Genomic DNA, 18,283 nt, shown 5'->3' on the forward strand with positions numbered 1-18,283 from the left:
TGCAAATGAGATAGATTTTAAAATCTATCTCATTTTTTTATTCCGAACATTGTGAGGAATCTAAACCTCTTGATTTTGTTTAGATTTTTTGTTATTTTAGTGGACATTAAAATAACAGGACTATGGAAAAATGTAAATTATGTAAGAACAAAGATGCTGATCAAACAGGTTCTCACTTAATATCACATTTACTCTTGTCAAGAGTTGATAATGTAGATAAGAAAAAAGGGCGAGATTTAGAATTGGGGTTTGCTATTAATGCAACTGAAACAACAGCTTATTTTGGAAGAAGTATTTTAACAGAAAAATTAGAAGAAGTCTTTAATATTGAAAGTTTAGATTTTGATAATCTCGAAAAATATAAATCTCCTTTCATTATTAACCATATTTTTTGCTCTGATTGCGAAAATAGATTTTCTAAAATTGAGAGTTCATATTCAAAAAGCGTTAATCATAATAAAATTACTACTCTTGATATTTCTTTTCTTTTTTGGATAAGTATTTTCTGGAGAGCCTCATTTAAACTCCCTTTGGACTTGATGGATGGGCATAAAGAATTTATCAGAATATTATTAAATAAGTATTTACCAGATACTCAAGGCAAATATTCAAGTGCTATTTTAGAAGATGATAGGCTTAAAAAAGTATCTTTTAAAATTTTAAGAAGTACAGGTTTTTCTGGTGTAAAACCCACATATATATCTTGCCATCCACAAAGTCAGAATCCTTATATTCTTTTAGTTGATGAGTTTTTAATACTCTTATCTTTTAAAGATAAATACAATGATTGTAAAAAATATAAAGTTGATTTTGAAGATAATGTAACTAACGCTTCAAGCAATTTTATATTTAAGAAAATAGGTATAAATGAAATTCTTACAGAAGTATCAGAAGAAATATTTGAAACAATCAACATGTTTTTTCTGAAAAAGTTAACTCATAAGAAAAGTAAACATTATAAAGATTTTTTTGATGCTTTGGAAATAAAGTTAAATAGACGTATTCCTACCAATTTGCGAAAAGAAATTTTAGAGGATATGAAAAGCAAGAAGGAAGGTGAAAAAGATACTCGGCAGAGTTTAAATAAAAGCACTTTTAAAATTTTATCAGACAAATGGCAAATTTATGAATAGAACACTAATCTTAAAAACTTGTATGATACATTAACTCCTAATTTTTAATTATGTCCCCTATCACCTTCAACAGCCATTATGAACTTGCTGGTGGCTATTTCGATAAAGACGAACAAGGCTGGTGTGCTTCGTATATACATATTGTTTGCGAAGATGGCATCCATGTCAAATTCAGAGAGTATTATGATGCTAATGGCATTATCCGCTCCGATTACAATTCAGAGGGTACAATCCAAGAAGTAAGAGGAGGCATTGTGTTTATTTTACTCAAAAACGGTAGAACACTACATTTTTCTTTAGAGCACAATAAGTTAGAAAATATTTCATAATGGAAGGTTTTCAAGAAACACTTTTAAATATACAGTCTTTTTTCTTTCAGGCTACTACAACCAAAGATACTCAGGGTTGGAATGCTCAAGGTAATGGCATTGTTACTGTTTCTAGCCCTAAAAAAGATATTATTATCTTTGAAGAGTCAGGACTTTTAACTCTTCCTAATCAGCAAAAACAGTTTAAATGCCATAATGTTTATCGTTGGACTTTTGAAACAGAAAAACGTATTAAATTGGAACATTTACGTTTTGGAGAAGAAAACCCTGTATATTTATTTCACCTAGTATATCAAGATACAAACACTTTTTCATCCATTTGTCCACATATCTGTGATAAAGACTTATATACAGCTCATTTACAGTTAGCTCCAAGACGCATTGTATTGGTTTGGGAAATAAAAGGTGATACAAAAAACGAAAGAATAGAATATCATTATTCTACTACAAAAATTTTTGCCCCTCATTAAAAGCCCCTAAATTATTCGTATCTTGCGGGGTATTTTAACCAAAATTATCCTTTTATTTTTTTATTTGTATGAGTTTAATAGATACCCTCAAAGCTCGTAGCAACAACCAATGTGAGCTTTGTTATGCACAAGATACTTTGGAAGTCTATGATGTACCTCCTAACAGCACCCAATCCGAAGATGATAGCCTGTATATTTGTAAAAAATGTGCAAACCAACTTCATAAAAAAGAAGAATTAGATGGCAAACATTGGACTTGCCTTACAGAAAGCATGTGGAGTGAGGTTCCTGCTATAAAAGTAGTGGCTTGGCGTATGCTCAACAAACTTCAAACTGAGACTTGGGCAATGGAACAACTTGATATGTTGTATTTAGATGATGAAACACTCACTTGGGCAAAAGCAGGCTATGAAGAAGATAACGAACTGACCGTTCACCAAGATAGCAACGGAAATATTTTACAAACAGGTGATAGCGTTGTGCTTATCAAGAGTTTGGATGTAAAAGGCTCTAATGTAAATGCTAAAATGGGTGCAGCCGTCAGAAATATTCGTGTAGTAGAAGATAATCCTGCTTATATAGAAGGTAAAATTGATGGACAAACCATCGTGATTCTTACCAAATACGTTCGTAAAACGAATTAAGAAGTTACTTAAAAATAGCTTAAATACATGATTAAATTTTTATATTTTTTTTCAAATATAAAGAGCGTTGGGTTGAAAATTCAGCGAGGTGGGAAGGTTTGTGCGTGGGAGCTTTGAATTTTCTTGATTTTTTCGTTCTTTTTTATCAAGAAAACCTTTAGCTCGGCGAAGCCAAAAGAACAATGACTCCATTAACTTATCAAAAAACAGTAAATTTAAGTAGCATCTAAAATGAAAGCCCTTGAGAAAGTTAAGGGCTTTGTTCTTTAAAAGCAGATTGTCCACTATCAAAAATATACTTGAGTTTGGGTTTATTGAAATCAGGCGATTCTTTGAAATCTATTTCAAGAATCGGGAATTTCCAGTTATACGTACTGATTTCATCATGGCAGTTTCCAAAAGCATCTGAAATAAATGCCTTCCCTTTTTTAATTTGCAATACTCTATACATAACAGGGCAACCATCTCCATATTCCAAGTTTAGAAAAAAACAATTTTTGAATTCTTTATTAGAAAATGGCGTAATTACCTCATTCAGTTTACGATAGCTTGTTTCTTTAATCAATGTATCTTTTTGCCAAATAATTGCAAATTCATACATTTCTGTTTTACAGAAAAAAAGAGGTTCTTTTTTTCCATTTTCCTCAATCATCACAGTATAATTTTCAATACAAGATGGATTGTTTGCTCTGGGTGTTTTCAGAGATTGAGGTTTAGAACAAGCCGAAACAAGCAAAAATAAGAATAAGAAATATTTCATAAAGTTCATTTTTAGCCTTGAAATAATTTTTCCAACTCATCAAACATTTCTTGAAGATTTTCTTCATAGAGTTGAATTTTAAAATGAGGATTTTCTTGTTTGTAAGTTTGCCACATTCTGTTATCTCCTTTTTCGAGACTGTATTTCACATTGGCAAGTCTATCACAAAGTTTCACAAAACGAGCCATAGGTGTACTCCTAATACCTTCATAATAAACATCTCCTGCCCTTTCTTTTCTGTTTTTTCCTTTGAGATTCGTAAGAGCATAAGTGAGTTCAGCAATTTGCTCTCCACAAGCAACTTTCACATCATTATAAGTTTGTCTGCAATCTTCAATGGTATCGTGTGTCCAGCAAGCTGCTAAAGCATATTCTTTAGTATCCTGAGGTAATAAATGTTCAAAATGAACGCCAAAACCATATACCATACGCAAATGTACTTCATAGGGCAAATTATCGTAAGTATGATTGGTTTCGGTATGGCATTTTATTGCATATTTTTGAGCATTGCGTACGATTTCTGATTGAATCGTAAGAATTTCATCTTGTTTAAATTTTGTTTCAAAATCTTCTCTTTTTACTAGAAAATCACCTTCTAAACTTTCTAAAAGTACCATTTTTACATTCCAATTGATTACTTTCACATTCTTTTCTTCATAAGTTCCTTGCATAGTTTTAATATTTTTTGAAATCAAAATACACAAAAAAACAGTAATTCAGAAGTAGAACCTCTTTATTTTCATGTTTTTTCTCGTTGATTATTCGCAAAAAATAAAAAAAAACGTATTTTTGGCTGTATTTTTCTAAATCATCATATTATGAGTGAAACTATTATTTTTTCAATGGCAGGGGTCAGTAAAATATACCCTCCCAGCAAACAAGTGTTAAAGAATATTTATTTATCGTTTTTTTATGGTGCGAAGATTGGGATTTTAGGTTTGAACGGTTCGGGAAAATCCACCTTAATGAAGATTATTGCAGGAATTGACAAAGATTACTTGGGAGAAGTAGTTTTTTCTGGAAATTACACAACTGGTTACCTTTCTCAAGAACCTGAATTTGACAAAACCAAAACTGTTCGTGATATTGTAGAAGAAGGTGTTGCTGAAACAGTTGCCCTCCTTAAAGAATTTGAAGAAATCAATCTTGCATTTGGCGAACCCGATGCAGATTTTGATAAACTGATTGCAAGACAAGGCGAAGTACAAGAACGCCTTGACCACATGGACGCTTGGACATTGGATGCTCGTTTGGAAAAAGCGATGGACGCTTTGCGTTGCCCCCCTTCCGATGCACTCATTGCCAACCTTTCTGGTGGTGAAAAACGCCGTGTAGCTCTTTGTCGTTTACTTTTACAACAACCTGATGTATTGCTTTTGGATGAACCTACCAACCACTTAGACGCTGAATCAGTACATTGGCTTGAAAGACACTTGCAAGAGTATAAAGGAACTGTCATTGCAGTTACCCACGACCGTTATTTCTTAGATAACGTAGCGGGCTGGATTTTAGAGCTTGATAGAGGCGAAGGTATTCCTTGGAAAGGAAATTACTCTTCTTGGTTAGACCAAAAACAAAAACGTTTGGCTCAGGAAGAGAAATCAGAAACCAAACGTATGAAAACTCTAGAAAGAGAATTGGAGTGGGTTCGTATGGCTCCCAAAGCTCGTCAAGCCAAATCAAAAGCTCGTTTAGGTGCTTACGAAAAAATGCTTTCTGAAGAAGGAAAAGAAAAAGAAGCAAAATTGGAGTTATACATCCCTGCTGGACCTCGTTTGGGTAATAAAGTAATCATTGCCGATAACATCAGTAAAGCATTTGGTGATAAACTTTTATTTGAAAATCTGAGTTTTTCGCTTCCTCCTGCGGGTATTGTGGGTGTGGTTGGACCAAACGGAGCAGGTAAAACAACTCTTTTCAAACTCATCACAGGTAAAGATACGCCCGACACTGGTACTTTTGAAGTAGGTGAAACTGTAAAAATAGCTTATGTTGATCAAGAGCATGACAATTTAGACCCTGAAAAAACTGTTTTCCAAACTATTTCGGAAGGAAATGAATGGGTACAATTGGGCAATATGCAAATGAACGCAAGAGCTTATGTTGGCAAATTCAATTTTACAGGAAACGACCAAGAAAAGAAAGTAGGTGTACTTTCAGGTGGTGAAAGAAACAGAGTTCATTTAGCTATTACACTCAAAGAAGGTGGAAACTTACTACTTTTGGATGAACCTACCAACGACTTGGATGTGAACACTTTAAGAGCCTTAGAAGAAGCTCTCGAGAACTTTGGTGGTTGTGCTGTGGTCATCTCCCACGACCGTTGGTTCTTAGATAGAATTTGTACACATATTTTAGCGTTTGAAGGTGATTCGCAAGTATACTTCTTTGAAGGAAACTATTCTGACTACGAAGAAAACCGCAAGAAAAGATTGGGTAATGAAGCTCCCAAACGTATCAAGTATAAAAAATTAATGTAATTCAAAGCCCTTGAAATTCAAGGGCTTTTTTAGTGGCTATTCTTTGATTTTACCTAACATAAACTAAATATTTTCTTCACAAACTCATTTTGGTTTCTAATAACGATTCTTTCCATTTAATTTTAGGCAATAATCATTCAATCTTTATAATTCAAATTTTCTTATGGCTGATTTACTTGCTTACCTTCAAAATGGGGCTTTTACAGTTTTTGCTCCTGGTGTTGATGCCTCTATCGAATTGGGCAAAACCAGTGCTACAATGGATAAATTCCTTAACTCTAAAGACAATGCTTCCAATTTCTTTTTTATTTCTTATGATATTTTTGATGATAATATGAGTTATACAGATGCTGAATCGGAAAGGGCATTTTTAGATAGAAATGAAGATGCATCTATGAAATTGCTCACAGATGCAAGTAACAACGAATGGCGTTATTACATGGCAGGATTTGAATCCAATACATTTGGTGTAGGTAGTCTGGGAGGTATTATTATAGTCAATGTAGAGTTTGAGCAAATCAAAAATTTCTTGGCTCAAGGAAATGATACTACTTGGTTTGTGTATGGCAAAAAGGGAGAAAAAGCTGAATTTCTTAGTTTATAGTTATTACTTCTTGAGAAGGTAATTTAAGAGTTATTCCATTTTCTTCTATTTGAATATATATAGAAAATGACTCAATAAAAGAGATATTTTCGCCTTTATCATTGATATATGCAGATTGTCTAAAAGGGACTAATGTTTGAATATAATTTTTTAATAACATATCTATTTTTTTATTTATATTCTTTGTTTTAAAAAAGAATATATCCTTAATATTTCCTTTTGAATCTATTTTAACTCTATAATGATACATTTTATATTTCGTATCTCGATTACCTAACTTTGCTTTTTTTAGTAAATCTGATATTTCTTGTGCTACTATTTCTTTTGTTTTACTAAAAAGTTTCTTTTCTGCTATATAGATTGTACTGGAAGAAATTTCTTCATAACATTGCCCTAAAATTTTAGACGGGACTAATATAATTAGATAAAAAAAGAGCCACTTCATAAGTTAATTTTAGTAGGAAATATAAGCATATTCAAAGCAAAAAGCCCTTGAAATTCAAGGGCTTTTTTATTATCAATATTTCTAAACATCTTAATTATTCAAGGCTTCAGCACCACCAATAATCTCTAAGATTTCTTTGGTAATAGATGCCTGACGAGAACGGTTGTACTCCAAACGCAATTGTTTTAAGATTTCGTTAGCGTTGTCAGTTGCTTTGTCCATAGCTGTCATCCTTGCTCCATGTTCAGAAGCATTAGATTCTAAAACAGCTTTGTAAAGCTTCACTTTCAACGATTTAGGAATCAACTCTGTAATAATTTCTTCTGCCGAAGGCTCTAAGATATAGTCTGTTGAACTATTTTTAGCTATTTCTATCTTCTTTTCAGAAGATAAAGGTAAAAATTGCTCTTGGCATAATACCTGCGTAGCTACGTTTCTGAATTCATTGTAAACAAGTGCTACTTTATCATAACGTTTTTCAGCATATAAGTTCATGATAAACTCCCCTGCTTCTTTAACTGCATCAAAGCTTAAACGAGTAAAAATATTAGTAAATTCTTCGCCTATAACAGTATAATTACGTTTTTTGAAGAATTCAGCAGCTTTTTTACCTATGCAAAGTAAATGTACATTTCCTTTTTCATATTGAGCTTTATACTCATTTTTTAGAAGTAGGATAACATATTTCTGAATGTTGCTATTAAATCCACCACACAAACCTCTATCAGAAGTATGAACCACTAACAAAACTTTTTCTATTGGTCTTTCTTGTAAATAAGGACTTTCTATTTCGCCAGCATAATTAGAAGAAAGATTGCCTAATATTTTATTTAATGACTGAGCATAAGGACGCATCTGAGTAATAGCCTCTTGAGCTCTACGCAATTTGGCAGCAGCCACCATTTTCATTGCTTTGGTGATTTGCTGTGTAGAGTTGATAGATACGATTCTATTACGGGTTTCTTTAAGTGAAGGCATCTTATAAATGACGAATTATAAATGATAAATTATGAGTAGTAAATCAAGAGTGATGGAGTAATCATTACCCATCACTCATAATTCATAATTTTATTAATAATTTTTTGCTAAACGCAAAGCCAATTCTTTCATTTTGGCTGTATCTGCATCTTCAAATTTACCTTTTTGAAGGTTTGCAAGTACATCTTTATGTTCAGCACGCATCATGCGTAAGAATTCTTTTTCAAATTCTTTTACTTTATCCACAGGTACTTTATCCAAGCAACCTTGTGTACCTACATAAATAATTGCTACTTGGTCTTCTACAGACACTGGAGAATATTGAGGTTGTTTCAAGATTTCAAGGTTTCTTCTACCTCTATCAATAACTAGTTTGGTTGCAGCATCTAAATCAGAACCAAATTTAGCAAAAGCCTCTAATTCACGGAATTGAGCTTGGTCAAGTTTCAATGTACCCGCTACTTTCTTCATAGATTTGATTTGAGCGTTACCACCCACACGGCTTACCGAAATACCCACGTTGATAGCAGGACGGATACCTGCGTTGAACAAGTTAGATTCCAAGAATATCTGACCATCTGTAATTGAAATTACGTTGGTAGGAATATAAGCAGAAACGTCACCAGCTTGTGTTTCGATGATAGGCAATGCAGTCAATGAACCACCACCTTTCACTTTGCCTTTCAAAGACTCAGGAAGGTCATTCATATTCTTTGCCACTTCATCAGAAGCATTGATTTTAGCAGCACGTTCTAGCAAACGAGAGTGTAAGTAGAAAACGTCACCTGGGTAAGCTTCACGTCCTGGAGGTCTTCTAAGAAGAAGAGATACCTCACGATACGCAACAGCTTGTTTAGAAAGGTCATCAAATACCACTAAAGCAGGTCTTCCTGTATCACGGAAGAATTCGCCAATAGCTGCACCTGTAAAAGGAGCAAAGAATTGCATTGGAGCAGGGTCAGCAGCTGTAGCAGCTACAACAATAGTGTAAGGCAAAGCTCCACCTTTTTCCAAAGCTCTCATAACTTGAGCTACTGTAGATGCTTTTTGTCCGCAAGCTACGTAGATACAATATACAGGCTCTCCTCTATCGTAAAATTCTTTTTGGTTGATGATTGTATCAATGATGATAGCTGTTTTACCAGTTTGACGGTCACCAATGATAAGCTCTCTTTGACCTCTACCAATGGGAATCATCGCATCAATCGCTTTGATACCTGTTTGAAGAGGCTCATTTACGGGCTGGCGATAAATTACCCCAGGAGCTTTACGCTCTAAAGGCATATCAAACAGCTCACCTAGCAAATCACCTTTTCCGTCAATAGGCAGACCTAAAGTATTGACAACTCTTCCAAGCATTGACTCTCCAACCTTGATACTTGCAATCTTTTTGGTACGACGTACAGTATCGCCTTCTTTCACCTCACCAGCTTCCATCAATACAGCACCTACGTTATCTTCTTCTAAGTTTAAAGCTAAGGCTCTTACACCATTTTCAAACTCTAATAACTCACCAGCTTGTACTTTGGTAAGTCCGTAGATACGGGCAACGCCATCACCTACTTGAAGAACTGTACCTACTTCTTCTAATTCGGCTTCTGTTTTTACGTTAGAAAGTTGTTCTCTGAGAATTGCAGAAACTTCGTCAGGTCTTACGTTAATGTTCATAAAACTTTATCAATCAGTTTAGAATGGAATAAACGAAATAAATCAGCCACAAAAATAGTAATTCTTTGTATAACTCATTTATTCTGAAAGATTTTTTTTTATGATTTTTATCAAACTTTTAACTAAATGCCCATTAAATGAAATAAAGCACCCAAAAAATATTTTTTGAGTGCTTTAATAATTACTTCTATCTAAATTTTACTTAGCAGGTATTAGAGCTATCAATTTCATGTTTTCGTCTGTGGGATTTTCCAATACCAATCTTTTTTCTGTTAATTCTTTGATATTTAACTTATCTGGTTTGCCTCCCGAATTTGTCATAATAAGAACTTTTCCTTTATCTTCTAAACTCCAAGTTCCTTTTTCTGATTGTCCCATCATACCCATCTCCATGATACCATCTGCTTTAAAATCCATTGTAATACCTCCAAGCATGGCAACCATTTCTATCTGACTTTCAATCTCTTGAGCTTTTTCAGGGTTTGTAGCTTTAAGTTTTTCAGCCTCTTTTTGCATTTCACCTTTTAGGAAGTCCACATCAAAAGACCATTTTTTTTGCAAAAGAGTTTGTGTTTTAGCAAGAGCTTTTTTCTCCTTTTTAGTTAGCTTTTGAGCTTCTGCTTGATTAATTGTGGAGAGCATAAGCCCAACACAAAGAATCATTTGTAAGATTTTTTTCATCGTGTTATTATTTGGCAGGGACTAAAGCAAGCATTTTCATAGTTTCATCTGTAGGGTTTTCAAGTATTAATTTATCTTTAGAGGCTTCTTTGATGTTTAATTTAGACTCTTTACCACTAGCATCAATCATGGTCAAGATTTTTGCTTTTTCGTCTAAAGTCCATTTTCCGCTTTCCAATTGTCCCATTGCTCCCATTTCCATACTACCATCTACCTTAAATTCCATTGTAATAGAAGAAGCAAGACCCACTACCATATCCATCTGCGATTCTATTTCAGCAGCTTTTTCCGGATTTGTAGCTTTTAACTTTTCTGCTTCTTTTTTCATTTCAGCTTTAAAAAATTCTCCATCCAATTGCCATTTCCTTTGAATAAGGCTTTTTAAGTCTTCGGTTGGAGTAACTACAGTAGCTTTTTCAGCTACATCTTTCTTCTTTTTCTTTTTTTGAGCTTCAGCTTGGTTGCATGTGAAAAATAGTATTCCAACACAAAGCATCACTTGTAGGGTCTTTTTCATGGATGTTGAATTTATGTTAATTTTTTTGAGTTGTAAGACAAACTTAGTGCCAAAAAAAAGATTTTCCTAACAGCCTTTAAATATTATTCTATCCTCCACAACCACCACAGCCACCTCCACAACTACTACCACAACTTCCACCACTGCTACATCCTGAACCACAACTACTTGCATTGGATCCATCTTCATTTTGCTTGTGTTTATAAAATGTAATTATAGGAGCAAAACTACTTACAATGACAGCATGGCCCATAGTTAAATATTCCCAGCCCAAATACTTAGAGCTATCTAGGCTTATTAATGTATGCTTTTCTTTTATACAGTAGTTATTGGGAATAATTTTAGACACAAAGATTTCATTGAGATATAAGTTATAAAAATGGCTAATTATTAAAAAAAGTATCAACATCCCCATCAAATACCCTACAGGTTTATCTCTTTCTATTCCTAAAAAAAATCTTGATAAACCAATTGAGAAAGTGATATAATATGCAGTCAATTTAACTAGATGATAATTGAGATATATTTTTGAAGAAGAAACTGCTTTATCAAAATCATCTACAAACTTCGAAATTTGTGTAAAAACAGGTTGATAAATAAAGTTGTTCATCAAATCTGTATAATAAACAGCTTTTTGTTCATGAATATAATTATAAATAATTTGCTCAAAAAATGTCTTATCAACTTGCTTATCAGTAATTTCCAAGCGATTGAGATTATTTATTTGAATACAGTCTTTTCTGAAGAGTTCATTGGTAATTGCATGAATTACAAACTCCAATTTTCTTTTCTGCATATAAATCAGTTCTAAAGGATGCAGATTTTGTAAAAGAAGTATTTTAGGCATGATATCCTTTATACTTTTCTGAAAATAATTACTTGTAAAAATCCACAAACCTATTCCTACAAAGGCTATCAATATTGGATATATAAATAGAAAATTGGTGCCTGGTATCTCTAAAAGAACAGGCTCCAGTAATTTTCTGAAAGGATAGAAAAGTAGTATAAACATAAAAAAAGCAACAATATCAATTTGTTGCTTCGAAATCTTTGCTTTCGTATTTTTTCTAAAATCCTCTAAAATCGAATTGTTTTGCCAAATATCTTTCGGCATTTCACCAAAATACTCCCGATAAAGCTCTTTTGTATGTTTTTTGGCTTGTACAAATGTATGTTTTTCCGAAGCCTGATGTGTTGAAGGTACATGGTCTATCCATTTCCCTAATTTTTGACAGAAATTGGCATAAAAATGAGAAAATAGTAGATGTTGGTGCCAGACCGTATCTACTATTTCCGAAGGCGAAACCATTTCTTTTGAAATGGATGCTAAAAACATAAACTTTTTGTACTCTTCAATGGCTTTCTGTGTAAAATTCAAAGACCATCCATTTTCATAAGCCAATCTAACTGAAAATCCATATTCGGATGGTGGTGAGTCGAAATCGAACTTTTCAATTTCTTTCCATACATTATTTTCTTTCATCATTTCTTATAAAAATAAGAAAAAAGCTACATTGAATCAATGTAGCTTATGTTAAATATTTGTTAATTATTTTCAAATTTATCTTGAATCGTTTTTTGGATACCTTCTCTCAATTCGATTCTGTGTTTCCAGCCTAAAGAATTCAATTTACTTACATCTAAGAGTTTACGAGGTGTTCCATCAGGTTTAGATGTATCAAATTTGAGTTCTCCATCATATTGAACAATCTCTTTGATAAGAAGAGCCAAATCTTTGATAGAAATGTCTTCTCCTGTACCAATATTTACAATTTCTGGGCTATTGTAATTTTGCATCAAAAAGTAACAAGCATCTGCCAAATCATCTGCATTCAAAAATTCTCTTTTTGGAGAGCCTGTCCCCCAAATCTCTACAGATGGCTTATTTTCTTGTTTAGCTTCCCAAAATTTACGAATCAGAGCAGCAATTACATGCGAATTCTGTAAATCATAATTATCTCCCTTGCCATACAAATTGGTAGGCATCACAGAAATAAAGTTACAGCTATATTGGTCGTGGTAGGCTTGACACATCTTGATTCCTGCAATTTTTGCAATAGCATAAGGCTCGTTAGTGTATTCGAGTGTACCCGTTAGCAAATATTCTTCTTTGATAGGCTGATTGGCAAATTTTGGATAAATACACGAAGAGCCTAAAAAGAGTAATTTTTTTACACCACTTTTATAAGCTTCATGAATTACATTGTTTTGAATAGTGATATTTTCGTAGATAAAATCAGCTCTATAAGTATTGTTGGCAAGAATTCCACCTACTTTGGCAGCAGCCAAAAATACATATTCAGGTTTTTCATGAGTAAAAAAATCCGCAACAGCCTGATGATTACGCAAATCTAGCTCCTGAGATGTTTTATAAACAATATTTGTATACCCCTCTTGTTCTAATTTCCTAAGAATTGCAGAGCCAGCCATTCCTCTGTGTCCTGCAATATAAATTTTATTATCTTTCTGCATAATTAGGTATTATTCAAAGTAGTTTTTCACGTCATGTCCACCTTTTTTCAGGTACAAATCTTTTTTGAATAAGTCCAAATCAGATTGCATCATATCTGTTACCAAGTCTTGGAGTGTATGTTTGGGCTTCCAACCAAGCACTGTATTGGCTTTGGTAGGGTCTCCAATCAGTAAATCTACTTCTGTCGGTCTGAAATAACGTTTATCAATAGCAATTACTTCTTTTCCGACAGGTATTTGATATTCAGGGTTATTACAAGCTACTACCACTGCTACCTCATTTTCTCCTTCTCCTTTAAATTCTAATGTAACTCCTACATGTTCAAATGCCATTCTTACAAAATCTCTTACAGGTGTTGTTTGCCCTGTGGCAATAACAAAATCCTCAGGTTTTTCTTGTTGAAGCATGAGATACATAGCTTCTACGTAATCTTTGGCATGTCCCCAATCTCTTTTGGCATCTAAATTTCCTAAGAAAATTTTATCTTGTAAACCCAATGCTATTCTAGCTGTACCTCTTGTAATTTTACGAGTTACAAATGTTTCACCTCTCAATGGCGACTCGTGATTGAATAAAATTCCATTACAAGCAAACATCCCATAAGCTTCTCGGTAGTTTACTGTAATCCAGTAGGCATACATTTTAGCAACTGCATACGGAGAACGTGGATAAAATGGTGTTTTTTCTGATTGTGGAACTTCTTGTACCAAACCATACAATTCAGACGTAGAAGCCTGATATATTTTTGTTTTTTTGGTAAGTCCCAAAATACGAATCGCTTCCAAGATACGTAAAGTACCTATGCCGTCTACATCAGCAGAGTATTCGGGTTCATCAAAACTTACACGAACATGCGACATGGCACCCAAATTATATATTTCGTCGGGTTGTACTTCTTGAATAATTCTAATAATATTGGTTGAGTCTGAAAGATCTCCATAATGGAGTTTCAAACGAAGGTTTTGTTCATGTGGATCTTGATAAATATCATCAATTCTATCTGTATTAAGCAAAGAAGTTCTACGCTTGATACCATGAACTTGATATCCTTTCTTTAAAAGTAATCTAGTAAGATAAGCTCCATCTTGCCCTGTAATACCTGTAATTAAGGCTACTTTCATATTTTATTTTTTTCTTTCTATGTTTATTTTTTCCGCAAGTTTAATGAATTATATTAAGAATAGAAAATTTCGTATGAAGTGATTATTTTTTTTATTGTTTAAGTCTAGCTTTAGGTATTTTTACTATTACAGTTGTTCCTTTACCCATTTCGCTTTGAATTTCAAGAGAGCCATTACATTTTTGAAGTAATTCCTGACAAAGATTTAAGCCAATTCCTACACCTTTTTCGTTGCTTGTACCTTTGGTACTAAACAAAACTCCTTTATAGATTTTATCAATATGGTGGGGATTCATGCCTACTCCTTGGTCTATAAATTTCAGATTTAAAAAATCGTCATAGTTGTCTAAAATAATATTAATCTCTGAATTATTTGGACTAAATTTAATAGCATTTGAACAAACATTTCTTGAAACAATTTCAAGTATATTATAGTCTATCATACCCAAAGCATGATGAATTTGAAAATCAAGTGTAATTTTAATTTGCTTATCTTTTGCCATGATTTGTAAATTAGGCAAAAAATATTTTCGAACAGTTTCAGCTATATCCAATTCCTTAATTTCAGGCTCATAAGAATACAACTGGCTTTTAGACCAAAACAACAAATTATCTAAAAGTGAAACTGTATAAGAAAGACTTTGATGCATTTCTGGTAGTAATTCTTTGATTTTTTCAACGGGGAAATCACCTTTATAGGCAAGTTCTATTAAGCCTTGAGTTCCTGCTAAAGGGCTCCGTAAATCGTGGGAAATCAAAGAAAAAAGTCGGTTTTTAGCCTGATTTAATTGTTGTAAATTTTCATTCTGCGAATGTAATGTTGACTCACTTGCCTCTAGAATTTTATTCTTTTCACTCAAATCATTACTAGTTTTTTCTAAGTTTTTACGATTAGCTTCATATTCTTTTTTAAGTATATTTACCACACTATAAACAAGAATAATATTTAATGAAATAGAAAAGATCATGTTCCATTTGTGATATATTTCATTTTCATACAATATAACCCATGTTGGATTGTACCATTCTAATACAACTAATCCTAAAAACAAGATTAAAACACCAATTGGTATAAGTATTCTATTTTTATTTTTTAATATTATACTAAAGGCAATGGTCATACTAATAAAAAAGTATGCTGCGTCTCCAAGAATGCCATGGTTAAAAAACCATGCAAAAGTTAGTAGTAAAACAAGACATAAGATAAATCCAATAAGAGCAATGTTCAGCCAATGTTTAAACAAAGCAATATAATACAAACCCAATAAGCAAATAAGAAAAATAAAATTTAGCGTTGTGGCTTGGAAAGATGCTGCAAAATTATTGAATAAGAGGACTAAAAAATCCATTATAATTGCTATCTCTATGATTCTAATTAGTATATACTCTTCTAAAGCTAATTCTTTTATTTTTTTCTTATATAGTGTAAATATATACATAGATTGAGTATCTCATTATTAATAATTATTCATACAACTTATTTCCCTAAAAAATTGTTTTAATCTAAATATTTATTCCAAAATACTATCATATTTTTTATAAAACAAATATTCAACATGAATTATCCTATTGTATTATTTGACGGAGTTTGTAACCTTTGCAATAGCTCTGTACAATTTTTTATTAGAAATGACAAAAAAAATATTCTTCGTTTTGCTTCCTTACAATCAGAAGCAGGGCAAACATTACTCCAAAAATTTAATTTACCCACCAATGAGTTTAATTCTTTTGTGTTGATAGTGAACGACCAAGTTTATTTGCGTTCATCAGCAGCCTTAAAAGTAATTTCTTATTTGGGTGGATTTTGGAAGATTTTTCAAGTTTTTTGGATTGTACCTCGTTTTATGAGGGATGGTGTTTATAATACCCTTGCTAAAAATCGTTATAAATGGTTTGGCAAAAAAACAGAATGTATGATTCCTACTCCAGAACTCAAAGCGAAGTTTTTGGGTTAGATAATATTAAAAAATATTATCTATTTAGTTGCTAACAGAAAGCTTGTAAAGTGTATCCTATGAAAAATATAGTTTTGTTTTTTGTTGTTGCACTCTCTTTGAATTTCAGCAAGGTCGAAAATCCTAATTTAAGCCTTTTGATAACCCGAACGGTGGCTATAGATTCGATGACTCAAAAAATCATTTTAAGAGTGAAAAATACATCAAACAAGGAAATTAAATTTCTAACTTGGTCTTGCTCAAACACAGAATTATTCGTTACCAACAATGATGAATTAGTAATTCTCAAATTTCCATGTGATAAAAACAGCTCCGAAATTGTCAAACTTCCTGCGGGAAAATCAAAAACATTTACAATTGAAGTCAAAAAAGCTAAACGAGAGATTTCTAAATTTAAGATTGGGTTTCTTTGCGTAGAAATTCCTGAAACAAAAATGACAAGAACTTCAGAAATATGGTCAAAAGAAATCCAGTTTTAACATTCTGGCATCTACTAACAAATCAATAAAGTGAACAAACTCTTCCAAATCATCATCATTATAGTTTTTGGTAGCTTTGAAACAAAAGGACAAGACAGTCTTAATCTGTATAAAAATGTCCCTAAAAGCTTAATTGGATCATGGGTGAAAACTTATAATAATCCAAACAACACTCTAGTATTTGAAAGAAATAATGAAAACATCATCCCTCTAGGAGAACAAATCACAATAAACAAAAAAGGTAAGCTTTTATACACATACAATGGAGGATGCATTTATGATCAAAAAAAATCAAAAGGAAAGTGGTCATACAATAAAGAACTTAATACTTTTAACATCACCATTCCTATCAATAAAAGAACCAAGTTTGAACTTGTAAAAATCACTAAAACAGAACTAATACTAAGAGAAATCTCTGAATAGTCTATTACAACTCCAAAGCTGGAGGCTCTGGAGGCTCTACGCCTCGTTTTCCATTAATTTTACCAACCCATTGTCTGATACCTTTTAAATTTTGAGTTTTAAACATCAATTCTTTGGTAAAAGGCATTTCAAAGACTTCTGGCATGGTATTAATCCCTCCTGCTGGTATTTTTAGGTCTTCCAAACGTTCAAGAAGGGTGTTTTTATCCCAAAGTGCTATTTTTTCTTTGAGAATTGGCAGTAACTCTTTTCTGTTTTTTACTCTTTGTGCATTGGTGGCAAACTTTTCAGAATCAGCTAATTCCGAAATATCAAGCAAATCGCAAAGCATGGCAAAGTGCTTATCAGTGCCTACTGCCAGTGTAATGAGTTTTTCGTCTTTGGTCATAAAAATACTTCCATAAGGCACAATATTGGGGTGTTCGCTACCCATACGAACAGGCGTATGCCCAGCATTGAGCCAGTTGGTAGCCTGATTGACAAGAGCCGAAACAGCCGAGTCGAACAGTGAAACCTCAATGTATGCCCCTTCACCTGTCTGTATACGCCCCAGCAATGCAAGCAAAATACCTTCTTTGAGCTGATGTCCAGCCAGTACATCTACAAGAGCCACAGGCATTTTAGTAGGCGGGCTATCGGGTTCGCCATTCATAAACATAAAACCTGCTTCGGCTTGGATAATCGCATCATAACCTACTTTTCCAAAATCGTTGCCGTAGCCTGTAATATGCCCATAAATGAGGCGTGGGTTTATTTTAGACAATGTTTCATAATCTACTCCCAGTTTTTCGGCATCTTGGGGTTTATAGCTTGCTAGTACAATATCTGCCTGTTCTACCATTTTGTAGAGGCGTTCTAAGTCTGTTTTCTTCTGAATGTTCAAGCACACAGATGTTTTTCCCCAGTTTACAGACGAAAAATAAGCTGAAACCGTTGTTTCTGGATTTTCGGAAGCGAGTTTCCAACTGCGAGTTACATCTCCTTTTGTAAGCGGATTTTCTATCTTGATAACCTCAGCACCCAATTCAGCCAAAAACTGCCCCACACTTGGAGCAGCTAGTACCGAAGCCAATTCTATGACACGAATATTTTTTAAATACATTATAATATTAATTATTTTTGCG

The 18,283-nt window shown here is 33.1% G+C and carries 21 protein-coding genes; 9 read left to right on the forward strand and 12 right to left on the reverse strand.

Annotated features, from left to right (window positions below):
• Positions 1-122 precede the first annotated feature (122 nt).
• From AD998_14605 to AD998_14620, 4 genes are all read left to right on the forward strand, one after another.
• A complete protein-coding gene (locus AD998_14605; GenBank protein ID KOY87216.1) occupies positions 123-1,133 on the forward strand; it encodes a hypothetical protein in 1,011 nt (336 codons plus the stop codon).
• Positions 1,134-1,183: 50 nt separating this feature from the next.
• Complete coding sequence (locus AD998_14610) at positions 1,184-1,462, forward strand: hypothetical protein (protein ID KOY87217.1); 279 nt, start codon at positions 1,184-1,186, stop codon at positions 1,460-1,462.
• Entirely contained in the window at positions 1,462-1,932 is a 471-nt protein-coding gene (locus tag AD998_14615) for a hypothetical protein (protein ID KOY87218.1), read from the forward strand. Before AD998_14610 ends, AD998_14615 begins: the two co-directional genes overlap by 1 nt.
• Positions 1,933-2,000: 68 nt before the next feature.
• Positions 2,001-2,576: a PhnA protein gene (locus AD998_14620; protein KOY87219.1), complete on the forward strand. Its 576-nt coding sequence runs from the start codon at positions 2,001-2,003 to the stop codon at positions 2,574-2,576.
• A gap of 250 nt (positions 2,577-2,826) precedes the next feature.
• Here the strand turns inward: AD998_14620 and AD998_14625 are convergent, their stop codons facing one another.
• The gene (locus tag AD998_14625; GenBank protein ID KOY87220.1) at positions 2,827-3,345 is read right to left on the reverse strand and encodes a hypothetical protein; all 519 of its coding nucleotides are present in this window, start codon (positions 3,343-3,345) and stop codon (positions 2,827-2,829) included.
• Positions 3,346-3,347: 2 nt separating this feature from the next.
• Entirely contained in the window at positions 3,348-3,854 is a 507-nt protein-coding gene (locus AD998_14630; protein KOY88220.1) for a phosphohydrolase, read from the reverse strand.
• Between the two features lie 300 nt (positions 3,855-4,154).
• Here AD998_14630 and AD998_14635 point away from each other — a divergent pair, with 300 nt between their 5' ends.
• Together AD998_14635 and AD998_14640 are read left to right on the forward strand one after the other, a co-directional pair.
• Positions 4,155-5,816, forward strand: a complete 1,662-nt coding sequence (locus AD998_14635; GenBank protein ID KOY87221.1) for an ABC transporter ATP-binding protein — start codon at positions 4,155-4,157, stop codon at positions 5,814-5,816.
• A 163-nt stretch (positions 5,817-5,979) separates the two neighbouring features.
• A complete protein-coding gene (locus AD998_14640; GenBank protein KOY87222.1) occupies positions 5,980-6,420 on the forward strand; it encodes a hypothetical protein in 441 nt (146 codons plus the stop codon).
• Here the strand turns inward: AD998_14640 and AD998_14645 are convergent.
• The 9 genes from AD998_14645 to AD998_14685 all read right to left on the reverse strand — a co-directional run bounded on the left by AD998_14645 (position 6,410) and on the right by AD998_14685 (position 15,741).
• Positions 6,410-6,865 carry a hypothetical protein gene (locus AD998_14645; GenBank protein ID KOY87223.1) on the reverse strand — a complete coding sequence of 152 codons (456 nt, stop codon included), beginning with the start codon at positions 6,863-6,865 and terminating at the stop codon, positions 6,410-6,412. The genes AD998_14640 and AD998_14645 overlap by 11 nt on opposite strands.
• 90 nt (positions 6,866-6,955) lie before the next feature.
• Positions 6,956-7,843 (reverse strand): ATP F0F1 synthase subunit gamma, encoded by an 888-nt coding sequence (locus AD998_14650; protein ID KOY87224.1) that lies wholly within the window; start codon positions 7,841-7,843, stop codon positions 6,956-6,958.
• Positions 7,844-7,936: 93 nt separating this feature from the next.
• Entirely contained in the window at positions 7,937-9,511 is a 1,575-nt protein-coding gene (locus tag AD998_14655) for an ATP F0F1 synthase subunit alpha (protein ID KOY87225.1), read from the reverse strand.
• Positions 9,512-9,709: 198 nt separating this feature from the next.
• Positions 9,710-10,174, reverse strand: a complete 465-nt coding sequence (locus AD998_14660) for a hypothetical protein (protein ID KOY87226.1) — start codon at positions 10,172-10,174, stop codon at positions 9,710-9,712.
• 25 nt (positions 10,175-10,199) lie between these two features.
• Complete coding sequence (locus AD998_14665) at positions 10,200-10,688, reverse strand: hypothetical protein (protein KOY87227.1); 489 nt, start codon at positions 10,686-10,688, stop codon at positions 10,200-10,202.
• Between the two features lie 109 nt (positions 10,689-10,797).
• A complete protein-coding gene (locus tag AD998_14670; protein KOY87228.1) occupies positions 10,798-12,192 on the reverse strand; it encodes a hypothetical protein in 1,395 nt (464 codons plus the stop codon).
• 62 nt (positions 12,193-12,254) lie between these two features.
• Positions 12,255-13,181 (reverse strand): GDP-L-fucose synthase, encoded by a 927-nt coding sequence (locus AD998_14675; protein KOY87229.1) that lies wholly within the window; start codon positions 13,179-13,181, stop codon positions 12,255-12,257.
• A 9-nt stretch (positions 13,182-13,190) separates the two neighbouring features.
• On the reverse strand, positions 13,191-14,303 hold the full coding sequence (locus AD998_14680; GenBank protein ID KOY87230.1) for a GDP-mannose 4,6-dehydratase: 1,113 nt from the start codon (positions 14,301-14,303) through the stop codon (positions 13,191-13,193).
• A gap of 91 nt (positions 14,304-14,394) precedes the next feature.
• Positions 14,395-15,741: a hypothetical protein gene (locus AD998_14685; protein KOY87231.1), complete on the reverse strand. Its 1,347-nt coding sequence runs from the start codon at positions 15,739-15,741 to the stop codon at positions 14,395-14,397.
• A gap of 117 nt (positions 15,742-15,858) precedes the next feature.
• Here AD998_14685 and AD998_14690 point away from each other — a divergent pair, with 117 nt between their 5' ends.
• Genes AD998_14690 through AD998_14700 form a run of 3 tightly spaced genes read left to right on the forward strand, consistent with a single transcriptional unit; the run spans position 15,859 to position 17,159 of the window.
• Positions 15,859-16,257 (forward strand): hypothetical protein, encoded by a 399-nt coding sequence (locus AD998_14690; GenBank protein KOY87232.1) that lies wholly within the window; start codon positions 15,859-15,861, stop codon positions 16,255-16,257.
• A 59-nt stretch (positions 16,258-16,316) separates the two neighbouring features.
• Entirely contained in the window at positions 16,317-16,736 is a 420-nt protein-coding gene (locus AD998_14695) for a hypothetical protein (protein KOY87233.1), read from the forward strand.
• A 30-nt stretch (positions 16,737-16,766) separates the two neighbouring features.
• Positions 16,767-17,159 (forward strand): hypothetical protein, encoded by a 393-nt coding sequence (locus tag AD998_14700; GenBank protein ID KOY87234.1) that lies wholly within the window; start codon positions 16,767-16,769, stop codon positions 17,157-17,159.
• 4 nt (positions 17,160-17,163) lie between these two features.
• Here the strand turns inward: AD998_14700 and AD998_14705 are convergent, their stop codons facing one another.
• Entirely contained in the window at positions 17,164-18,261 is a 1,098-nt protein-coding gene (locus AD998_14705; GenBank protein KOY87235.1) for a carnitine dehydratase, read from the reverse strand.
• Positions 18,262-18,283: the final 22 nt, after the last annotated feature.

The sequence above is a fragment of the bacterium 336/3 genome (genome assembly GCA_001281695.1).
Classification (GTDB): Bacteria; Bacteroidota; Bacteroidia; order Cytophagales; family Thermonemataceae; genus Raineya.